15 protein-coding genes are annotated in these 16,395 nt (G+C 40.2%); 7 read left to right on the top strand and 8 right to left on the bottom strand.

The window, feature by feature from the left end; all coding sequences use genetic code 11:
* Positions 1-45: 45 nt before the first annotated feature.
* From tkt to E5260_RS02160, 4 genes are read right to left on the bottom strand one after another with little or no spacing between them, the layout of a single operon-like run.
* A complete protein-coding gene (gene tkt / locus E5260_RS02175; RefSeq protein ID WP_003642377.1) occupies positions 46-2,037 on the bottom strand; it encodes a transketolase in 1,992 nt (663 codons plus the stop codon).
* A gap of 49 nt (positions 2,038-2,086) precedes the next feature.
* A complete protein-coding gene (locus E5260_RS02170) occupies positions 2,087-3,463 on the bottom strand; it encodes a PTS ascorbate transporter subunit IIC (protein WP_003642378.1) in 1,377 nt (458 codons plus the stop codon).
* A 15-nt stretch (positions 3,464-3,478) separates the two neighbouring features.
* Positions 3,479-3,781 carry a PTS sugar transporter subunit IIB gene (locus E5260_RS02165; protein WP_003642379.1) on the bottom strand — a complete coding sequence of 101 codons (303 nt, stop codon included), beginning with the start codon at positions 3,779-3,781 and terminating at the stop codon, positions 3,479-3,481.
* Positions 3,778-5,901 (bottom strand): BglG family transcription antiterminator, encoded by a 2,124-nt coding sequence (locus E5260_RS02160; protein ID WP_003642380.1) that lies wholly within the window; start codon positions 5,899-5,901, stop codon positions 3,778-3,780. The genes E5260_RS02165 and E5260_RS02160 overlap by 4 nt, the downstream gene beginning before the upstream one ends.
* 694 nt (positions 5,902-6,595) lie before the next feature.
* Here E5260_RS02160 and E5260_RS02155 point away from each other — a divergent pair.
* The gene (locus E5260_RS02155) at positions 6,596-7,861 is read left to right on the top strand and encodes a DUF805 domain-containing protein (RefSeq protein WP_003642381.1); all 1,266 of its coding nucleotides are present in this window, start codon (positions 6,596-6,598) and stop codon (positions 7,859-7,861) included.
* Between the two features lie 321 nt (positions 7,862-8,182).
* Here the strand turns inward: E5260_RS02155 and E5260_RS02150 are convergent, their stop codons facing one another.
* A complete protein-coding gene (locus E5260_RS02150; RefSeq protein WP_003642382.1) occupies positions 8,183-8,458 on the bottom strand; it encodes a DUF3781 domain-containing protein in 276 nt (91 codons plus the stop codon).
* 108 nt (positions 8,459-8,566) lie between these two features.
* Between E5260_RS02150 and E5260_RS02145 the strand changes: the two genes are divergently transcribed.
* Positions 8,567-9,154, top strand: coding sequence for a type 1 glutamine amidotransferase family protein (locus tag E5260_RS02145; RefSeq protein ID WP_003642383.1), 588 nt, complete (start codon positions 8,567-8,569; stop codon positions 9,152-9,154).
* A gap of 378 nt (positions 9,155-9,532) precedes the next feature.
* Here the strand turns inward: E5260_RS02145 and E5260_RS02140 are convergent, their stop codons facing one another.
* From E5260_RS02140 to E5260_RS15350, 3 genes are all read right to left on the bottom strand, one after another.
* On the bottom strand, positions 9,533-9,793 hold the full coding sequence (locus E5260_RS02140; protein ID WP_003642384.1) for a winged helix-turn-helix transcriptional regulator: 261 nt from the start codon (positions 9,791-9,793) through the stop codon (positions 9,533-9,535).
* A gap of 250 nt (positions 9,794-10,043) precedes the next feature.
* Entirely contained in the window at positions 10,044-10,421 is a 378-nt protein-coding gene (locus tag E5260_RS15355; RefSeq protein WP_080466451.1) for a zinc-binding dehydrogenase, read from the bottom strand.
* A gap of 39 nt (positions 10,422-10,460) precedes the next feature.
* On the bottom strand, positions 10,461-11,003 hold the full coding sequence (locus E5260_RS15350; RefSeq protein WP_011102057.1) for a quinone oxidoreductase family protein: 543 nt from the start codon (positions 11,001-11,003) through the stop codon (positions 10,461-10,463).
* A 1,026-nt stretch (positions 11,004-12,029) separates the two neighbouring features.
* Here E5260_RS15350 and E5260_RS02130 point away from each other — a divergent pair.
* The 5 genes from E5260_RS02130 to E5260_RS02110 all read left to right on the top strand — a co-directional run bounded on the left by E5260_RS02130 (position 12,030) and on the right by E5260_RS02110 (position 16,190).
* On the top strand, positions 12,030-13,118 hold the full coding sequence (locus tag E5260_RS02130) for an Ldh family oxidoreductase (protein WP_003642388.1): 1,089 nt from the start codon (positions 12,030-12,032) through the stop codon (positions 13,116-13,118).
* Positions 13,119-13,675: 557 nt separating this feature from the next.
* The gene (locus E5260_RS02125; protein WP_011102059.1) at positions 13,676-14,482 is read left to right on the top strand and encodes a cell wall hydrolase/muramidase; all 807 of its coding nucleotides are present in this window, start codon (positions 13,676-13,678) and stop codon (positions 14,480-14,482) included.
* 42 nt (positions 14,483-14,524) lie between these two features.
* A complete protein-coding gene (locus tag E5260_RS02120) occupies positions 14,525-15,010 on the top strand; it encodes a glucosaminidase domain-containing protein (RefSeq protein ID WP_223843903.1) in 486 nt (161 codons plus the stop codon).
* 90 nt (positions 15,011-15,100) lie between these two features.
* Positions 15,101-15,511: an SH3 domain-containing protein gene (locus E5260_RS02115; RefSeq protein WP_003642391.1), complete on the top strand. Its 411-nt coding sequence runs from the start codon at positions 15,101-15,103 to the stop codon at positions 15,509-15,511.
* Between the two features lie 19 nt (positions 15,512-15,530).
* Complete coding sequence (locus E5260_RS02110) at positions 15,531-16,190, top strand: L,D-transpeptidase (protein WP_003642392.1); 660 nt, start codon at positions 15,531-15,533, stop codon at positions 16,188-16,190.
* The last annotated feature ends 205 nt before the right edge of the window (positions 16,191-16,395 follow it).

Raw genomic sequence — 16,395 nt, 5'->3', positions numbered from 1 at the left:
ATTACATGCTTAATATTATATCATTCAACTTCGAATTGAATATAACTATCCACGAAAATGTTGTAAATAAGTTTGAGCAATATTCTCTGAGGAAAACCCAAATCTTTGAATAATTTCATCAACCGGCCCACTAGCCCCAAAGTGGTCCAAACCGATATTGACACCATCAAGACCAGTGAATCGATACCAAGATTGAGTAGAGCCCATCTCTACTGACATGCGATTTCTAACGGTCGGATCAAGCACCTTATCTCGATATGATTTAGGTTGTTGTAAAAACAGCTCAGTACTTGGCATGGAAACTACTTCTACATTGATATTTTGCCTTTTCAATTTGGTTTGAGCCTCTATTGAAATACTTACTTCTGAACCCGTTGCAATTATTATCCCATCTGAATTGCTTACACCAGACGGTGATACAATATAACCACCCCTTTTAACACACTCTTTTGCATACTTTAATGAACCTTCAAGTACTGGAAGTGCTTGGCGTGACATTGCAATCACCACTGGTCCATGATTTTTATTTAATGCATAGTCCCATACTGACTGTGTTTCAATCGCATCTGCTGGCCGAAATACAGTCAACCCTGGCATCGCACGTAATCCATCCAATTGTTCAACTGGTTGATGCGTAGGCCCATCTTGCCCTAGCGCAATTGAATCATGACTAAACGCGAAGATTGCAGGAATTCTTTGCAAAGCTGCCATACGAATCGCATTTTTCATATAATCACTAAAGACAAAGAATGTACTCCCAAACGTTCTACTTCCCCCAAATAACGTTATTCCGTTTACAGCTGCTGCTTGTGCAAATTCTCGTACACCATAAAACACATTTTTATTTTGATACTGACCTGGTTCAAAACCATCATCATTCTCAAAATAAGTTTTATTACTACTGGACAAATCTGCCGAGCCGCCCCAAAAATTCAATGGCGTATGAGCTGATTTCTGAATGAGTTTATGCACCGTCATTCGCACAGCCTCTGTATCACCAGCATTGTATTGTAAACTGATATCTCCCGTAGCGGCTTGATTAGAAAAATTAACTTCAAAATTTTGTGCCAGCTCTTCGTTTACCTTTTTAAGCTTATGCAATTCGTTTTGCCATGATACATATCGTTGTTGTCCTTCTTGCAAAATTTCGGCATAACGTTGATGAACTTCATCAGGAACTTCAAATGGTTCATAATCCCAGCCCAAATCATGCATTGTCTGTCGACATTCACCAGCTGTAAGTGGATTTCCATGAACAGTGTTTTCACCTGCATGTGGCGATCCATACCCCAAAACCGTTTTAACTTCAATAATCGTCGGTCGTTCCTGTTCAGCCTCAGCTAGTTTTAGAGCATTGTCAATCTCATCTAGATTATTGCCATCTTCAACCCGCAAATAATTCCAGCCATATGCCTTAAATCGTTCTCCTGCATCATCGCCCAACGTTTTACTTGCCTGTGCGTCTAACGTTACGTCATTTGAATCATACATAACAATCAAATTATTCAGTTTCAAATGGCCTGCCAAACTTGCCGATTCATGACTGATTCCTTCCATTAAGTCCCCATCACTGGCAATTACATAGACACGGCTATTTAAAATTTTGATGTCATCAACATTATACTTAGTTCCTAAATGTTTGCTGGCCATTGCCATCCCAACAGCCATACCAAGGCCTTGTCCAAGCGGTCCAGTGGCCGCATCAACACCAGGTGTAATCAATTCTGGATGTCCTGGTGTCAAACTATCAAGACGCCTGAAGTTTTTCAAATCATCTACGGTTATACCATAACCTGCCAAATATAGCATCGCGTACAACATCGACGAACTGTGCCCAGCAGATAATACAAATCGATCGCGATTTGGCCAATTTGGATGTTTAGGATCAATCCGTAAATGCTTTTTATACGTGACATAAGCCATCGGCGCGGCATCAAGCGGCATACCGGGGTGCCCGGATTCAGCATGTTCAATCATATCAATACTAAGTGCTCGAATCGCATTGACTGCTTTTGTATCCATTTCATCAAAACTCATTTTTCTACCACCTTATTAATAAGAATACTCAGAAGAAAAGAATTATTATCTAGGCATTAGCCTTATTTTGCCCGGTCTTATCAGCGCTATGTTTACTTGCAATAATCGAAGCAACAATAAATAAGATGAGCGAAATAACAATCGCGGCAATAATCATTACAACGCCACCGTTAACACCCGACCAGCCAATCAAAGAACCAATCACACCAAAGTCAGCATCTGAGAAGGTTGCACCACCTAAACCAATTTTTCCAAGAACCGGTAGTAAGGCTAATGGAAGAAAGCTGATTAAAATACCTTGAGAAAATGCGACAATAATTGCGCCACGCCGTCCCCCAACAGCATTGCCAATGACACCAGAAGTAGCACCGCACATAAAGTGTGCAACAACACCCGGAATGACAATAACTGTGTGTAAGCCAATCATAATGAACATACTAACAACTCCGCCAATAAAGCTAGCAAAAAAGCCAACAATCGTTGCGTTTGGCGCATATGGGAAAATAATTGGGCAATCTAGTGCTGGTACAGAGTTAGGCACCAGATTTTCCGAAATCCCCTTAAATGCAGGAATAATTTCATTTAAAATTAACCGCACACCTGCAAGAATAACGTAAACACCACCTGCAAAAGTTCCGGCCTGAATTAAGGCAAATACAATATAATTCATCCCTGAACTCATTTTTCCAACAAATTCTGGCCCGGCAAACAAAGCCAAAATAATGTAAATAACGGCCATTGTAATGGTAATTGCAACCGTTGAATCACGTAGAAACGATACACTCTTTGGAATATTTAAGTCTTCAGTTGACTTACGCTTGTCACCAGTAAACTTAGCGATTAATCCAGCAAACGCATAACCAAAATCACCGGTATGTGCTAACGCCACTGTATTGCCACCTGTTACTTCACGTAGAAACGGTTGTACCAAAGCAGGGCTAACTGTATCCCAAATTCCTAAAATAAGACCTCCGAATAACACTTCTGTAGCGAATCCAAAACCTGCTACTTGCATAATAACTGCAAGCATTGCAGCCATATACAACATTACGTGGCCTGAAAGGTAGATGTATTTAAAATGACTAAATCGTGCCAAGATTACATTAACAATCATACTTACCAACATAATTAAAGCCGTTGCTGTCCCATATTCGACTAAAACGGTTGCCACGACGGCTTCATTATTAGGAACAACTCCCTGAACACCAAAAGCATGCATAAACATCTTGCTCATCGGCGCTAATGAAGTGCTGACAATACCAGCACCACCGCTCAAAACTAAGAAACCAATGAAGGTCTTAATTCCACTGCTGACTGTGTCAGAAAAGGACTTCTTTTGTAATGCCTGTCCTAGAATAGCAATTAATCCAACCAAAATAGCTGGTGTACGAACAATACTAATAATGGCATTTAATGTAGCTTGCATCGTAAACAATACCTCCTATTTATTTTCAATACCTGCATCTTTTAAATATGTCGTAACCTTAGTCTTCAATTCCTCTTTATCAATAATACTGTCTAGAACAGTCACTTTATCAATTCCAAGACGATCCTTAGCCGCATCCGCTAAATCCTTACCAACAAAGAAATGATCAGCAGAATTTTCATTGGCACTCCCCATATCCATATGGGTCGTTTTAACACGGTCTTCTAGACCTAATCCCTTAACAATATCTGCCATGTTCATATCAACCATAAAACTTGAACCAAGTCCGGTGCTACATACAGCTGCTAATGTTTTCATAACTGTTTTTCTCCTTCCGCAATAACGCTCTCAACTTCACTAACCTTTCTAGCATCTAATAACTGCTTTAAACGGTTCTTATCTCCAAGCATACTGGCCAATTCTGCCAACGCTTTTAAGTGTGAGCGATCATTTGATGCTGCTAAAACAAAAATTAACTGAATTCGGTGCTGATTATCCAATAATTCAATTGGTTCATCTAAGCATAACAATGCCATTCCGAGTTTATTGACACCCTCTTCTGGTCTTGCGTGTGCGAATGCAATTCGATCACCAATATTAATGTAAGGTCCATTGCTATAAACGTTTCGAATCATCGCATCAATATAGCTTTGTTCAACATTACCACTGCTGAGAAGTGGTAATGTTGCTAATGCAATTGCTTGCTGCCAATCTAAATGACTGGCAGTTGCAAACTGGATTGTATTTTTATTAATCAGTTCACTTAACAACGGTTGATACCCCCTCTCATATTTAGAATATGGTTTAACAGAAAAGCTAAGCACTTCTTTAATACCTGTAATTAAACCAGTCTGATTTATAATCTTCGCATTATCAGAAATTACATCTAACAAGGCTGAAATTTTATTAGGCGACAAAGTCGGCATTACAATCCCTTGAACAGCAAGTTGTTTTGTTAATTCATTTATTTCCCGATCATTCATGATAGGATGTAGCACTAGTACTTCTCTATTTTTCTTATCAAGTGGTATTGTGGAAAGCACAACACTCTCAGATATTTGAGTCAGGCTATTATAATTGCGTTTCGTAATTGGTCCTACAAATTTTAAACCTTTGAACGCCGATTCAAGTTGTACCTTCAGCATTCTTGAAGTTCCAAGTCCTGTTGAACAAACCAGTAAAGCTGATCCCAAGTGCGATTCATCTTGATACATTTGCGACCCAAAATAGATAGCAATCAATGACAACTCATTTTCATTCAATGGATAATTGTTTAATTTCTCAAATGGGCGAATTGATAACTCAGTATAGGTATAAATATCTGGATAATTCTCTTCAATTGCTTTCACCATGCCGTCTCGATATTGTCGATGATATTTCACTCGATAATAAGTAGAGAGTAAATGAACATATAGCTCACTTGTTAATTGACGACGATCATAAAATGAAAAACCTGTAATCTGCTGGAAACTCTCAACGACCTCAATTGCAGCCTTATAAACTTTAGTCTTAACATTGTCTCGCTCATCCGGCTCAACAGAATGTAATTGTCCACTCAATAACAAGCTTTCAAGATATAAAGCCTCTGAATCATGGCTTCCAACTTCAACGCCCACTTGAGCTAACAAATTACTAGCTAGTCCAAATTCTTTTTTGTTTCGTAGCTCTCTTCGATCATCTATATTGCTTGGAAATGTATCTTGTGGGATAAAACATCCTGACAGAATACGCTTTAAGACAAACGCATAATAAAACTCAATCATTCTGATGGCATCATCGGAAAATGCCCGCTCGCTTTGCCGCTCAACCAGATGCATCCAGTCATTTAACATCGTATTAAGTCCAACCGTATCTTTGCCCGCAAAGAATGAATTATCCGCTTGATATTTCTGGACCCAATCATAGCCATCAATTAAAGCGGTAAAATGAACTTGAAAATAGTTACGGATCGTAAGCTCTTGTCCCCTTAGTGAGTGTCCATCCTTCGTGCCAACTAATTCAATCCGGTTTTCGCCAAGTTCTTTTCGAACTCTCGACAAGTCTGAAATCACAGTATTACGAGCGACACCTGTAATATTCATAAGTTGCGAGATTGTAATATCACGTTCTCCAACAAATAGTGCTAATAATAAAATATTTCGTCGATCTGTGAACTGCACACGATGCACTCGCTTATCAGGTTCACCATCTTTTCCATTTATTAAATCTTTAACATATAATTTACTGTCACGTGTTAAGTAGTACCCTGATCCATTAACATTTCGTGGTGGTTCAATACCGACACTAATTAATTTTCTTGAAACATTATTCAAGTAGTTATAGACCGAGCGTCGTGAAACCTGTAACGATGCCGCTAAACTTTCAGTAGATAAATAGTGTGATCCTTCTGCTAACACTTGTAGAAGTCGTCTTTCTTGATTAGTAAGTTTGTCAGCCATGGCTTAATCCCTCCTACACTGCTCATTATTGCAAACGCTATCATTTTTAAAAAGTGCAATATTTTCAGTCATACTTTGTGCAAATTTGCTTGTTAGGTAGAAATGTATGATTCAAAGAAAGATAAACATTCTATATTTCACCTACTATGTTCAAAAAACAAATGTAAAATACTCGCATCTCGTTCTTTTAGACTACTAATCTAAGCAGCAAATAACAATATAGATACATCGTTTGAACACCATAAATAGCAAAAACAAAAAGCACACCATATAATTGGCATGCCTTCAGGAGTCTTATAGTTTTCAAACTATTACTTAATCACGGATGATACCGTTGAGTGATAACTCAATTAATCAGCTTTGTTCATAATGGCCGTCCGGAAGTAGACCATTTCTACTTTTGAACTCAGGATCGATAGTTCAACGTTGCTCCCGTTCAAAGTTAATCTCTATTTCATTGTTATTTTACTGAGGCTTAGAGTTACCGCTTTTAGTTTTCAACAAAGCAAATAAATAACTATTTAAGTCTATTATTGAACAAAATATGAATTTAGTATTAATATTTTGTTAATATTTTTAACTAGTTATGATATGCTTGTTTTCGGCTGCCATAATCATTCACTCGGCCATATAATAAAATTCTACTTATATTCATAACATTTCGCCTAGTATAAGTACTCCAGGAGGAACATCGATGTCAGAAACAAAGTATTGTATTAACTGTGGAAAAGCGATTCCTACTAACGCGACCTTTTGCCCTTTTTGTGGCGCAACTCAGGACAAAGTCGCTTCCACTGAAGATCAGAACACCATTACTTCCGAGCAGCACAACACACCTAATCAACCAGAACATGTCAATATGTGGACCGCACTAAAGCTAGGAATGCGTCAAACCTTTACTTGGTCACAACGGATTACGCGGCCTCAATATTGGTGGCTTTACTTAGATTTGGTCCTAATTTCCCTAGTTTTAACCATCGTACTTGGTATCAGAGCATACAGTTATCCAGCTTTTATCCTCAGCCCATTACACGTTAATGTTTTACAAACCGTGCTGTTATTGATTTTTTCAGCGCTCATGGTTTGGACTTCAGTGATGCAATTCACAGCCAGTGCGCGGCGACTTCACGACTCTAATCGATCAGCGCATTATTTATGGTTCTATCTGCTTCCACTTGTCGGCCCCATTTTAATCATTGTTTTCCTATGCCAACGCTCTGAACCAGCTGGAAAACGTTTCGACCGTTTAGCTAGCCAACCAAAACCTTGGACACACAAATGGTGGACTTGGTGCCTGCTAGTCTTATTGACATTGGGATACGCCGCTCTCATTAACATAACGGCCCGTGATACTGCCATGGACGCTGCTCTAACGACAACTTCCAAGTCAGCTACAACTAACTCTGACGACAGTTACAGCGATAGCGATAGTGAAGAATCTAGCGATAGCACGGACTATGACTCAGATTCAGAATCAGATTCTGACAGTATCACTATTGGTGATGACGACATCGATATTGCCGACCAAAAAGCTTACAGTACCTCATTTACCGACAGTAGCTGGGCGAAATCCACATTTAAAATCGATAAAGTCACGGTCTACAAAACTGATGGCACTTATACTAGCGGTAGCGGCAATGACAAGAAAGATTTTAACGGCGTCGTAAAAGTTCACATGAGTATCCATGCTGGGCAAGATATTTCAGCCTATCCGACCCAGGCCAAACTCAGCACTAACGACGGTCAACAAGTCGAAGCCGACATGGATAGCGATGATTTTGACGGTGATTTAAACAGCGGTACCGATTCTGACGGTAACCTATACTTTGTTTTGTCAAAACTATCCAGTGTTAAAGACATCACTAGTATTCGTCTAAAATGGGATGCTAGTTATGATACTGACGATTATGACGACGATAACGCTTATAAGACATTTGATACAACGCTTAATTTAAACTAGTTATCAATCAATACTGGTTATAAGCTGTTTAACTCGTAAAATCGGTGGCAGCTCGTAATTAAATCACGTCAAAATAAATACACATCCCCCCATCAGCTAGACTTCCGCACTAGCCTGATGAGGGGATTTTATTGCTTTTAAAATGTTCTGCACTCCTGTAATTATTCTCAGCTAACATTAATTAACTTTTTAAGTATTCCGCTTTATTTCGTAAGAAGCACTTCACTGCATCATCCAAGTCAAACCCATTTTCCATTGCCAAAATACTCAACCACCACACGGATTCACTAATATTTTCATTACTTTTAGCTGTTTTATTAATTAAAAGCCGTCGACTTCTGTGTATTTACTGGCTGTAATTAAGCGATAATTACCAGCATTAACTGTTAGTTCTATCCGCGCTTTACGGCTTCGGATATAATAATTTTTCCCACACCTTTTGATTTCATCTGGTTGTATCAGAATATGATTGACTAAATCTTTAATTTCAACTTCGCTTAAATTAACGGCTAATTTCTTATTAATACGTTGAAAGACCCGTGGTGTATAGCAAATATGTGTTCTAATTAACTCAAGAATTACGGATTGTTTGCTCATTTACTGCCCTCCAACATTTAATCATGCACTTGCTTTTTAGAACGTACGTTCCTATAATTAAGGATAACATATTCGGTTCTGAAAATATATTTTCCTCTGGAGGTCAACATGAAAACTGCATTATTTCTAATGCTAGATCAATACGCAGATTGGGAAGCTTCTTATCTAGCTAGTCAATTAAATCAAAGCACTGACTGGCAAGTTAAAACGACTTCAACAACACCATTGGTTACGTCAATTGGTGGCTTCACCACTAAAGTTGACTATCAACTGGATTGTTTACCAACTATTGACTTATTAATCCTAATTGGTGGTAACTCTTGGAATATCAATAATTCATTATTATATTCACTAGTTCAGCAACACCTCAATGCCTCAAAACCAGTTGGCGCAATCTGTGGTGCGGTAGATTACTTAGCCCAAAACGGTTTTTTAACTGGTTATCAGCATACCGGCAATTCACTGGCGATGTGGCACAATTATCCTAACTATCAAAACTCAGCCGACTTTCATGAACAGCAAGTCATTAGCGACAAGAATCTAGTCACAGCTAACGGCACAGCGGCACTGGCATTTACTGCCGCCGTTTTACAACTAATTCATTTTCAATCTAGTGAAGAACTAACCCGAACTATCGATCTATACCGCTTAGAATTTTACCAATACTGTCAAAAATATGGTAATCCGTTCGGCTAAGTTTTTCCAAAAACTAATCTTGTCAGTTAAAACAACGTCAACACTCGCGCCAAATTCTGCCGCATAATGCAGACACCTTCTTGGATAGATAAATCATGCGTATTAAATAAAACAATATTCCCAATAAAAGTTTCAAAGAAGAGTTGTTCATTAGCTTTCAGAATTTAAAAGCAATATTATCATTTTAGTTATGCGGTTCAAGGCCAAGTGACATCGCCATTCGACCCAACTCTGGGCTCGATAGTCACTTAGTTCTACCTAAAAACGAGATCCAAGCACGTATGAAGACGTCGCTGGATCTCGTTTTTTAATTTTTATGACGACAATTAGTGCCGTGAATAAACCGGAGCATGCTCGTTCTTAACCGATTTCACTTAATTAAGCTTGGTAATCCTGATAGTCTACCGCCAAGTTCTCCAAAGCATTCAAAACAGGCAAGAACTTCTCTCCTAATGGGGTGAGTGAATATTCAACCTTTGGTGACACCGGTGGATAAACCTTGCGATTGAGTTCACCAAAACGCAAGACCCGCTGACTAAGGAAATACAGAATAACCATGCTCCATTTTCCGCGAACGACTTTTTGAACACTGGCAAATGGACAATCCAAAAAGTTTTCATCCGATACCGATTCATTCATAATATTTACTATCCCTGTTCATAATTAATCAATCGTACGACGTTAACTGATAACCACTATTATACTAAAGATTGTCCGGCCACCGTCGTTCATGATACCGTATTTGTCTAGATAGCTATTTTATTTCTTTACTAATACTAGTTTAGAACAGATTAGTGCGCGGCTGCACGCTGATTCGTGTCATTGCCCACTTCTAGTGTCTTATCTGGGTAACTGCTCGGGTAAGCGCGTCCGCTCACGATAAAACCAGCTAAACATTGGTCGTTTCCTGGTCAAAGACAATTACCCGTTTACCTTGATTACCACCCTGTTCAAAATCAAGATGGGCCTGTTTGACCGCGGCGAGCGTAAATGGGTAGGCCTTCGAAACAGTGACCGTTAATTGACCTTGCTGATACAAGTCAAGAATAGCCTTGCGAGCATCCTCTGAAAGATCGCCAAGTGCATAGACTGCCGTAATTCCAAGCGCTGCTGCTTGTTTCTTATCTGGCACCCCGTTAACCGAGACCAAGCGGCCACCCCGTTTCACCACCTGGTAACTAGCGGCTAAGGTTTGTGCGCCCGTCAAATTCACCACAAGATCAACGTCGTGAACTAATTCTGTAAAATCTTCAGTTTGATAATCAATGATTTGATCCGCACCTATACCTTTTAGATAAGCGTTATGCTACGAACGAGCCGTAGTAATTACAGTTGCGCCCGCGGCCTTAGCAATCTGGATTGCCATACTACCAACACCACCAGCGCCACCATGAATTAACACTTTTTGCCCGGCTTGCAAGTGCCCATTCTTCATAATGGCGCTCCAAGCTGTTAATGCCGTTAAGTAAAGTCCCCCAAGTGGAATCAAGTCTAGCTGGTCAGGGACTTGCGATAGCGAATCGTCTTGATCAAGCACGATGTATTGCGCATACGTCCCCCGTTTAGTATAGCCCATCACATGATCACCGACCTGAAACTTGGTGACTTCAGCACCAACTTGCTCAACAATTCCAGAAAAATCGCCACCTAGCATGTGCGGCAACGTCGGCCGAAACTCCGCCGGCATCGTTGGAAACGGGCCGTACTTGCGCATCACGATATCTGGATCATTGACTCCTATTGCGGCAACTTTAATCAACACATCTTTTTCTCCTGGAACCGGCTTCAGTGCGACAACTTCTTGCAGAACATCAACTGAACCATATTCATTAACAATAATTTTTTTCATATTACTATCGCTCCATTCATTAGCTTTAAAGTATCTGCTACTATAGATGATACTAAGGCATAATGTAAGTACCATTTTTATTAATAGGTACTATCTTTTGGGATAGATATGGGATAAATTAGCGCTTATGAGTCGTTCTTTTGTCAAATGTTTTCAGTTTTATGCGACTACTATGCCAGGGTTGCTGATCGGTTCAATAAGCAAATATAATAGCAAAGAACGATACGCTTTGTCAGCGACCTGTTGAAAATTCAAGTAATTTTCCTTAAAGCATTGCTTTCGGGACAGCTTAATATGCCAAACCATTTCACATTATGTTACGACACTCATTTTTCCGCTTAACCCAGTAATCAATTTCACATCATATCTAATAAATCTGTTGATAACTTCTACATCATAAAAGTTATGCACTGTGGATGGCTGGATTCACCACAATTATCCTCATTTTCCTTACTTATCCCCAGATACTCATGCACTTACCCACAAATAAGTCATGTTATTAACATTTACAGTCATTAGTCCCAACTAATTACCGATTTGTCATCTAATTCCTTTAACTTATCCACAAGCACGTGTGCAACAACTGCAACCATTCGCAAATAATTTAACTTACCATTCTAGTCTGCACATTGACCAGCAATACCTAAACCGCAATTTCGCGGTCTCAGCGCTAGCATCAGCCAACGTCGCAGCCACAATTTATTTCGTCCAATTCATCGCCAGCTACTAATGAGGGCCACCCTAAACAGGCCATCAGTTAACGGCACACTTTATTGATGACCCCTTTAGTTATACCTAATTTATGATTGGTCCGTGCCATATGACCCGGCATTAGCTTTGAGTTAGTCTGACCTCAATTCCATGCGCTTTGAAGACTCAGGTTGACCTGTTATATGATGACACTTTTAATTAGTTTACGATTAACGGATTATTAAAATTCAATTGACATTCAAAGTCCTTATTATTATCATATTATAATATACAGGGCTGTCACTTAAGTCTATTTCAAATAACGTGGTGAATGTAATGGTAAAACGATACAATAGCAAAAAAATTGAACAACTGATTTACAATATTTACAAAGGTTACGGCTTTACCGAAGAAGAAAGCCAAGAAGTCGCCCACATGTTGATCTACACCGATTTGATTGGCATTGAATCCCATGGCGTCCAGCGAATGATCATGTATGACGACTTCATTCGTAACGGTAAGATTCGCGTACATAATCGGCCAGAAGTTGTTAAAGAAACCGATGTTAGTGCGGTCGTTGACGCGCACTTTGGCTTGGGTCAATTGAACGGTATCTATAGCATGCGCCTAGCCATTGAAAAAGCAAAACAACACGGTATCGGTATCGTTACGACTCGTAACTCCGGTCACTATGGTATTGCAGGTTACTATGCCAACATGGCTGCCGAAGAAGGTCTGATTGGCCTGTCGTCGTGCAATTCACGTTCAGCGATGTTACCCACTCATGCTACCAAAGCATTGGTCGGCACCAACCCAATTGCCTTTGCCATGCCAGCCAACCCGAACACATTTATCTTCGACGCGGCCACAACGACGGTGCCACAAGGTAAAATTGAAGTTTATCGTAAATTAGGTAAAGATATGCCCGCATTATGGGTCGCTAAGGATGGCGAAACGCCCGTTAATAGCCATAACGATACCAAAGACTTGGATGCCCTCCGTGATTTAGATTCCAATGTTGGTTTAGCTCCATTAGGTGGCGTTACCGAAGACACCGGTAGCCACAAAGGGTTCGGTCTCGGTGTCATCGTCGAGGTTTTCACAGCAATCCTTTCAATGGGCAACACCTCCAACGAAATTACTCCGGACGACCTTTCCATGGGCCCTTGTCAGAGCTTTGTCGCCATCGACCCTTCAATCTTTGGTGATAAGGATGCCATTATTGCTAAGTTTTCAGCTTACTTGCAAGCCATTCGCGACCTACCATCCGTTCCCGGCAAACCAGTCATCGTTGCCGGCGATAAGGAAGCTGCCGCGTATCAAGACCGGTCAGCTAACGGCATCGAGATTGATGACAAGACACTCGCAGAAGTTACCGGAATCGCCAAGCGACTAGGGATCGACTACGCGCAATATGTTGATTAACTAATTTTGTTATTCATCTAATTTAAAAACCAGCAAATACCGATGTCCTGAATAATCAGGGACATTGGTATTTGCTGGTTTATTTGTGTTTGGCTTATAACGTAAACATTCGCCAATCAGCAAGTCCGCGTTGAGCAACCTCTAATAACCGTTGTTTTTATCGCCATCGCCACAAAACATTGGTACTTTCAGTAGTCACGCGTTAAAGGTGCAAGCAATGGTCGTTAGTCTTATTATACCTACACGGCTACCACTTTACTGCCAACAATCACATCACTACCACTTAGCGCCCACCCTAAAAGACTGCGACCCTAAATTAATTTGGAAACTTTCCTGACTATGATTTTTCCACACCGTATCAGTCTCAAAAAATCCACAGTTACCCAAGCAAGTCAGTTTACACCCGCTATAATCATCAAGACGAACCTTACTTACAACTATTCATTTAATTTGACGTTTCCATCCGAATAACCAGGTGCTAGGATTCAACTCGTGGAAATAATCACGTGGCTGTTGTGATTTTTTCATTTATCGCACAGAAATTGGAGGAATATTTTATGAAAAAATGGAGTACGTATAACAAGAACACTAGTCATAAGATTGTCGAACTCAGTTCTATTGTCGTAATGAGCAGTGTTTTAGGAATTATATTAGCAAAGCCTGTACAAGGGAAAGCTGATCAAACATCAAGTCCTAGTACCACTAAAGTTAAAGCCGCAACTTCAGGTGCTACCTCAGAAGTATCATCAATTAGTACAATTACGGCTAACAGTGCTACTAACGTGTCTTCAGCAACCCATCAATTTTCAACAGCAACTACTACTAGCCAGCAGGCCAGTTCAGCCACTAGTAATATTTCCACAACTACAGCAAGCAAACAAATATCTAAATCCACTACTGGTAAGCTAAATTCAAATGAGACAGCAACTACAAGTAATAGCGCGGCTACCTCCGTAGCCAGTACGGCACCATATATACCAGCAAAATCCAATGTCAGTTTCACCGACAACATCAAGTCAACTATTGCAAATACTCCGACAACGGTAGCAGCACCAGCTATTCCTAGTCATAGCACGCAATTTATTGATGATTCAGCCCCTATCACATCCCCGACACCCGTTACAACTAATTCTATCCATGTTCGACCATTTACAGTACATAGTTCATTTTCGTTTAAACCAGGTCAATTTTTACGCTTCACACTTCCTAATGTTGCTTTACTTCGCGATGACGTTGAACAAGGCGTTCCAAATTATGTAAAAAACTTTTTCATTGCAATTAAACCTGGTGCAATGATTGGGTGGTCACAATATCATATTCTACCATCCATTTCTGGAGCACAAGCATTACTCGAAAGTGGTTGAGGAAAATCCACATTATCAGTTCAAGGTCATAATTTATTTGGAATCAAAGGCTCATATCATGGTCATTCTATTGAAATGCCAACAACAGAATATTTAAATGGCGAAGACGTAACGATTGAGGCTACCTTTCGAAAATACCCAGACTGGGCAACTAGTATTGTTGATCATGGCGCATTCCTTAATCAAAATTCTCGTTACCGTAATTTGCTTGGAGTAAAAAATTATTCGACCGTTGCATGGGATTTGCAAAACGATGGCTACGCAACGGCACCTAACTATGCCACTTCATTAATTAATGCCATTCAAGATTACGATCTGCAGGAATGGGATCAAGAAGCCTTTACGGGCAATACTGGTTCGACAACTACAACCACCGGTAACCACAGGTCCGGCACTTATACCTTTATTCAGAATTCGAATATCCAGACAGAACCATCCTTATCTGCACCTATCATTGGTGTTTATTATCCTGGGGACGTGGTTAATTACACAGGTCAGATTAAAGCTGAAGGATATACTTGGTTATAATATATTGCTAGTACCGGTGCAATCCATTACGTTGCTTTGCCAAGTACGATAAGTATTCCGTCAACATCGACATATACGCCAACCAATCCTATGAGAAATGTATCTGGCACTTATACATTTACTGAGAACACAAACATTCGGACTGCACCTTCACTATCGGCACCCGTTGTCGGTACTTACTATCCTGGTGATTCAGTTACTTACACAGGTCAAGTTAACGCTGAGGGATATATCTGGTTACAGTATCTTTCCGGCTCTGGCAATACGCGTTACGTTGCAATGAGTGGCACCTCAGCACAATACAATACCAACAATATTTCGGGTACTTTTACCTTTACTCAACAAACCAACATCCGAACTGCACCATCAACGTCAGCGTCAATAGTTGGGGTCTACTACCCCGGTGACTCTGTTATTTATAACGCCCAGATTACTGCTGACGGTTACACTTGGTTACAATACATTTCTGGCTCTGGCACCCTCCGCTATGCAGTAATGTAAAATTAAGGAGTATGATTACATGAAACTAACAACAAAGTTTATTCTATATCTAACCTTATCTTTTTCCGGAATAGTGCTACTATTTGGGATTAGAAGTATGGTTAGAAATAGTTTTGCTTTCGAAGCAACTAGGGCTCAAGCTGCCAGTACAAGCCACTCTAATTCAAGCCATACTAAATCTAAAACGCGTAAAAGTAGTGTCAGCCATAAAACAGCCGCTGCAACGGCAACCCCGGTTGATTGGCACGGCCCTTCTGAATCCAACCATCCTTATCCGAATGTGCAAAATTATCCCAACTTGAGGATTGATGTCTCCGTTGCAAAACAGCGGGTCTACCTGAAAGCTGGCAATAAGCTCCTGTACACAATGCTTGCCACTACCGGTAAACCCGGTGCAAATGCAACTCCCAAAGGCGATTTCGTTATCCAACCTGAACGCGGCCTGCATTTTTACAATGCTAGCTTGAACGAAGGTGCCAATTACTGGGTCTCATTTAAGGATCACGGCGTCTACCTCTTTCACTCGGTTCCAGTAGACGCATCCGATCACTATATTGCCAGCAAGGCAGCCTTACTCGGCAAAAGGTCCGATTCACATGGTTGCGTCCGCTTGTCCATTTCGGATGCTAAGTGGATGTACGAGCATATCCCAGTAAACACACCTGTTCATATCCAGTAATAATACGAAGCCTGCCAAACGCGTAACGATTAGCTGAAAAGTTGATAGTTACACGTTTTACAGTAAAAAGCACAATGACTAGAATCAGTAATCGTGCTCACTATCAATCATTAATTTGAACTTATCACGTGCTCCTCAGCCAATACAGATTTAAACGCTACTTCACCAGTCAACAAGTTGGTCTTAAGCAGTTTTTGATTTCTTA

It is taken from the genome of Lactiplantibacillus plantarum (genome assembly GCF_014131735.1).
Taxonomy (GTDB): Bacteria; Bacillota; Bacilli; order Lactobacillales; family Lactobacillaceae; genus Lactiplantibacillus; species Lactiplantibacillus plantarum.
Note: the sequence above shows the minus strand (reverse complement) of the source record. Positions and strands in the feature narration are given on the sequence as shown.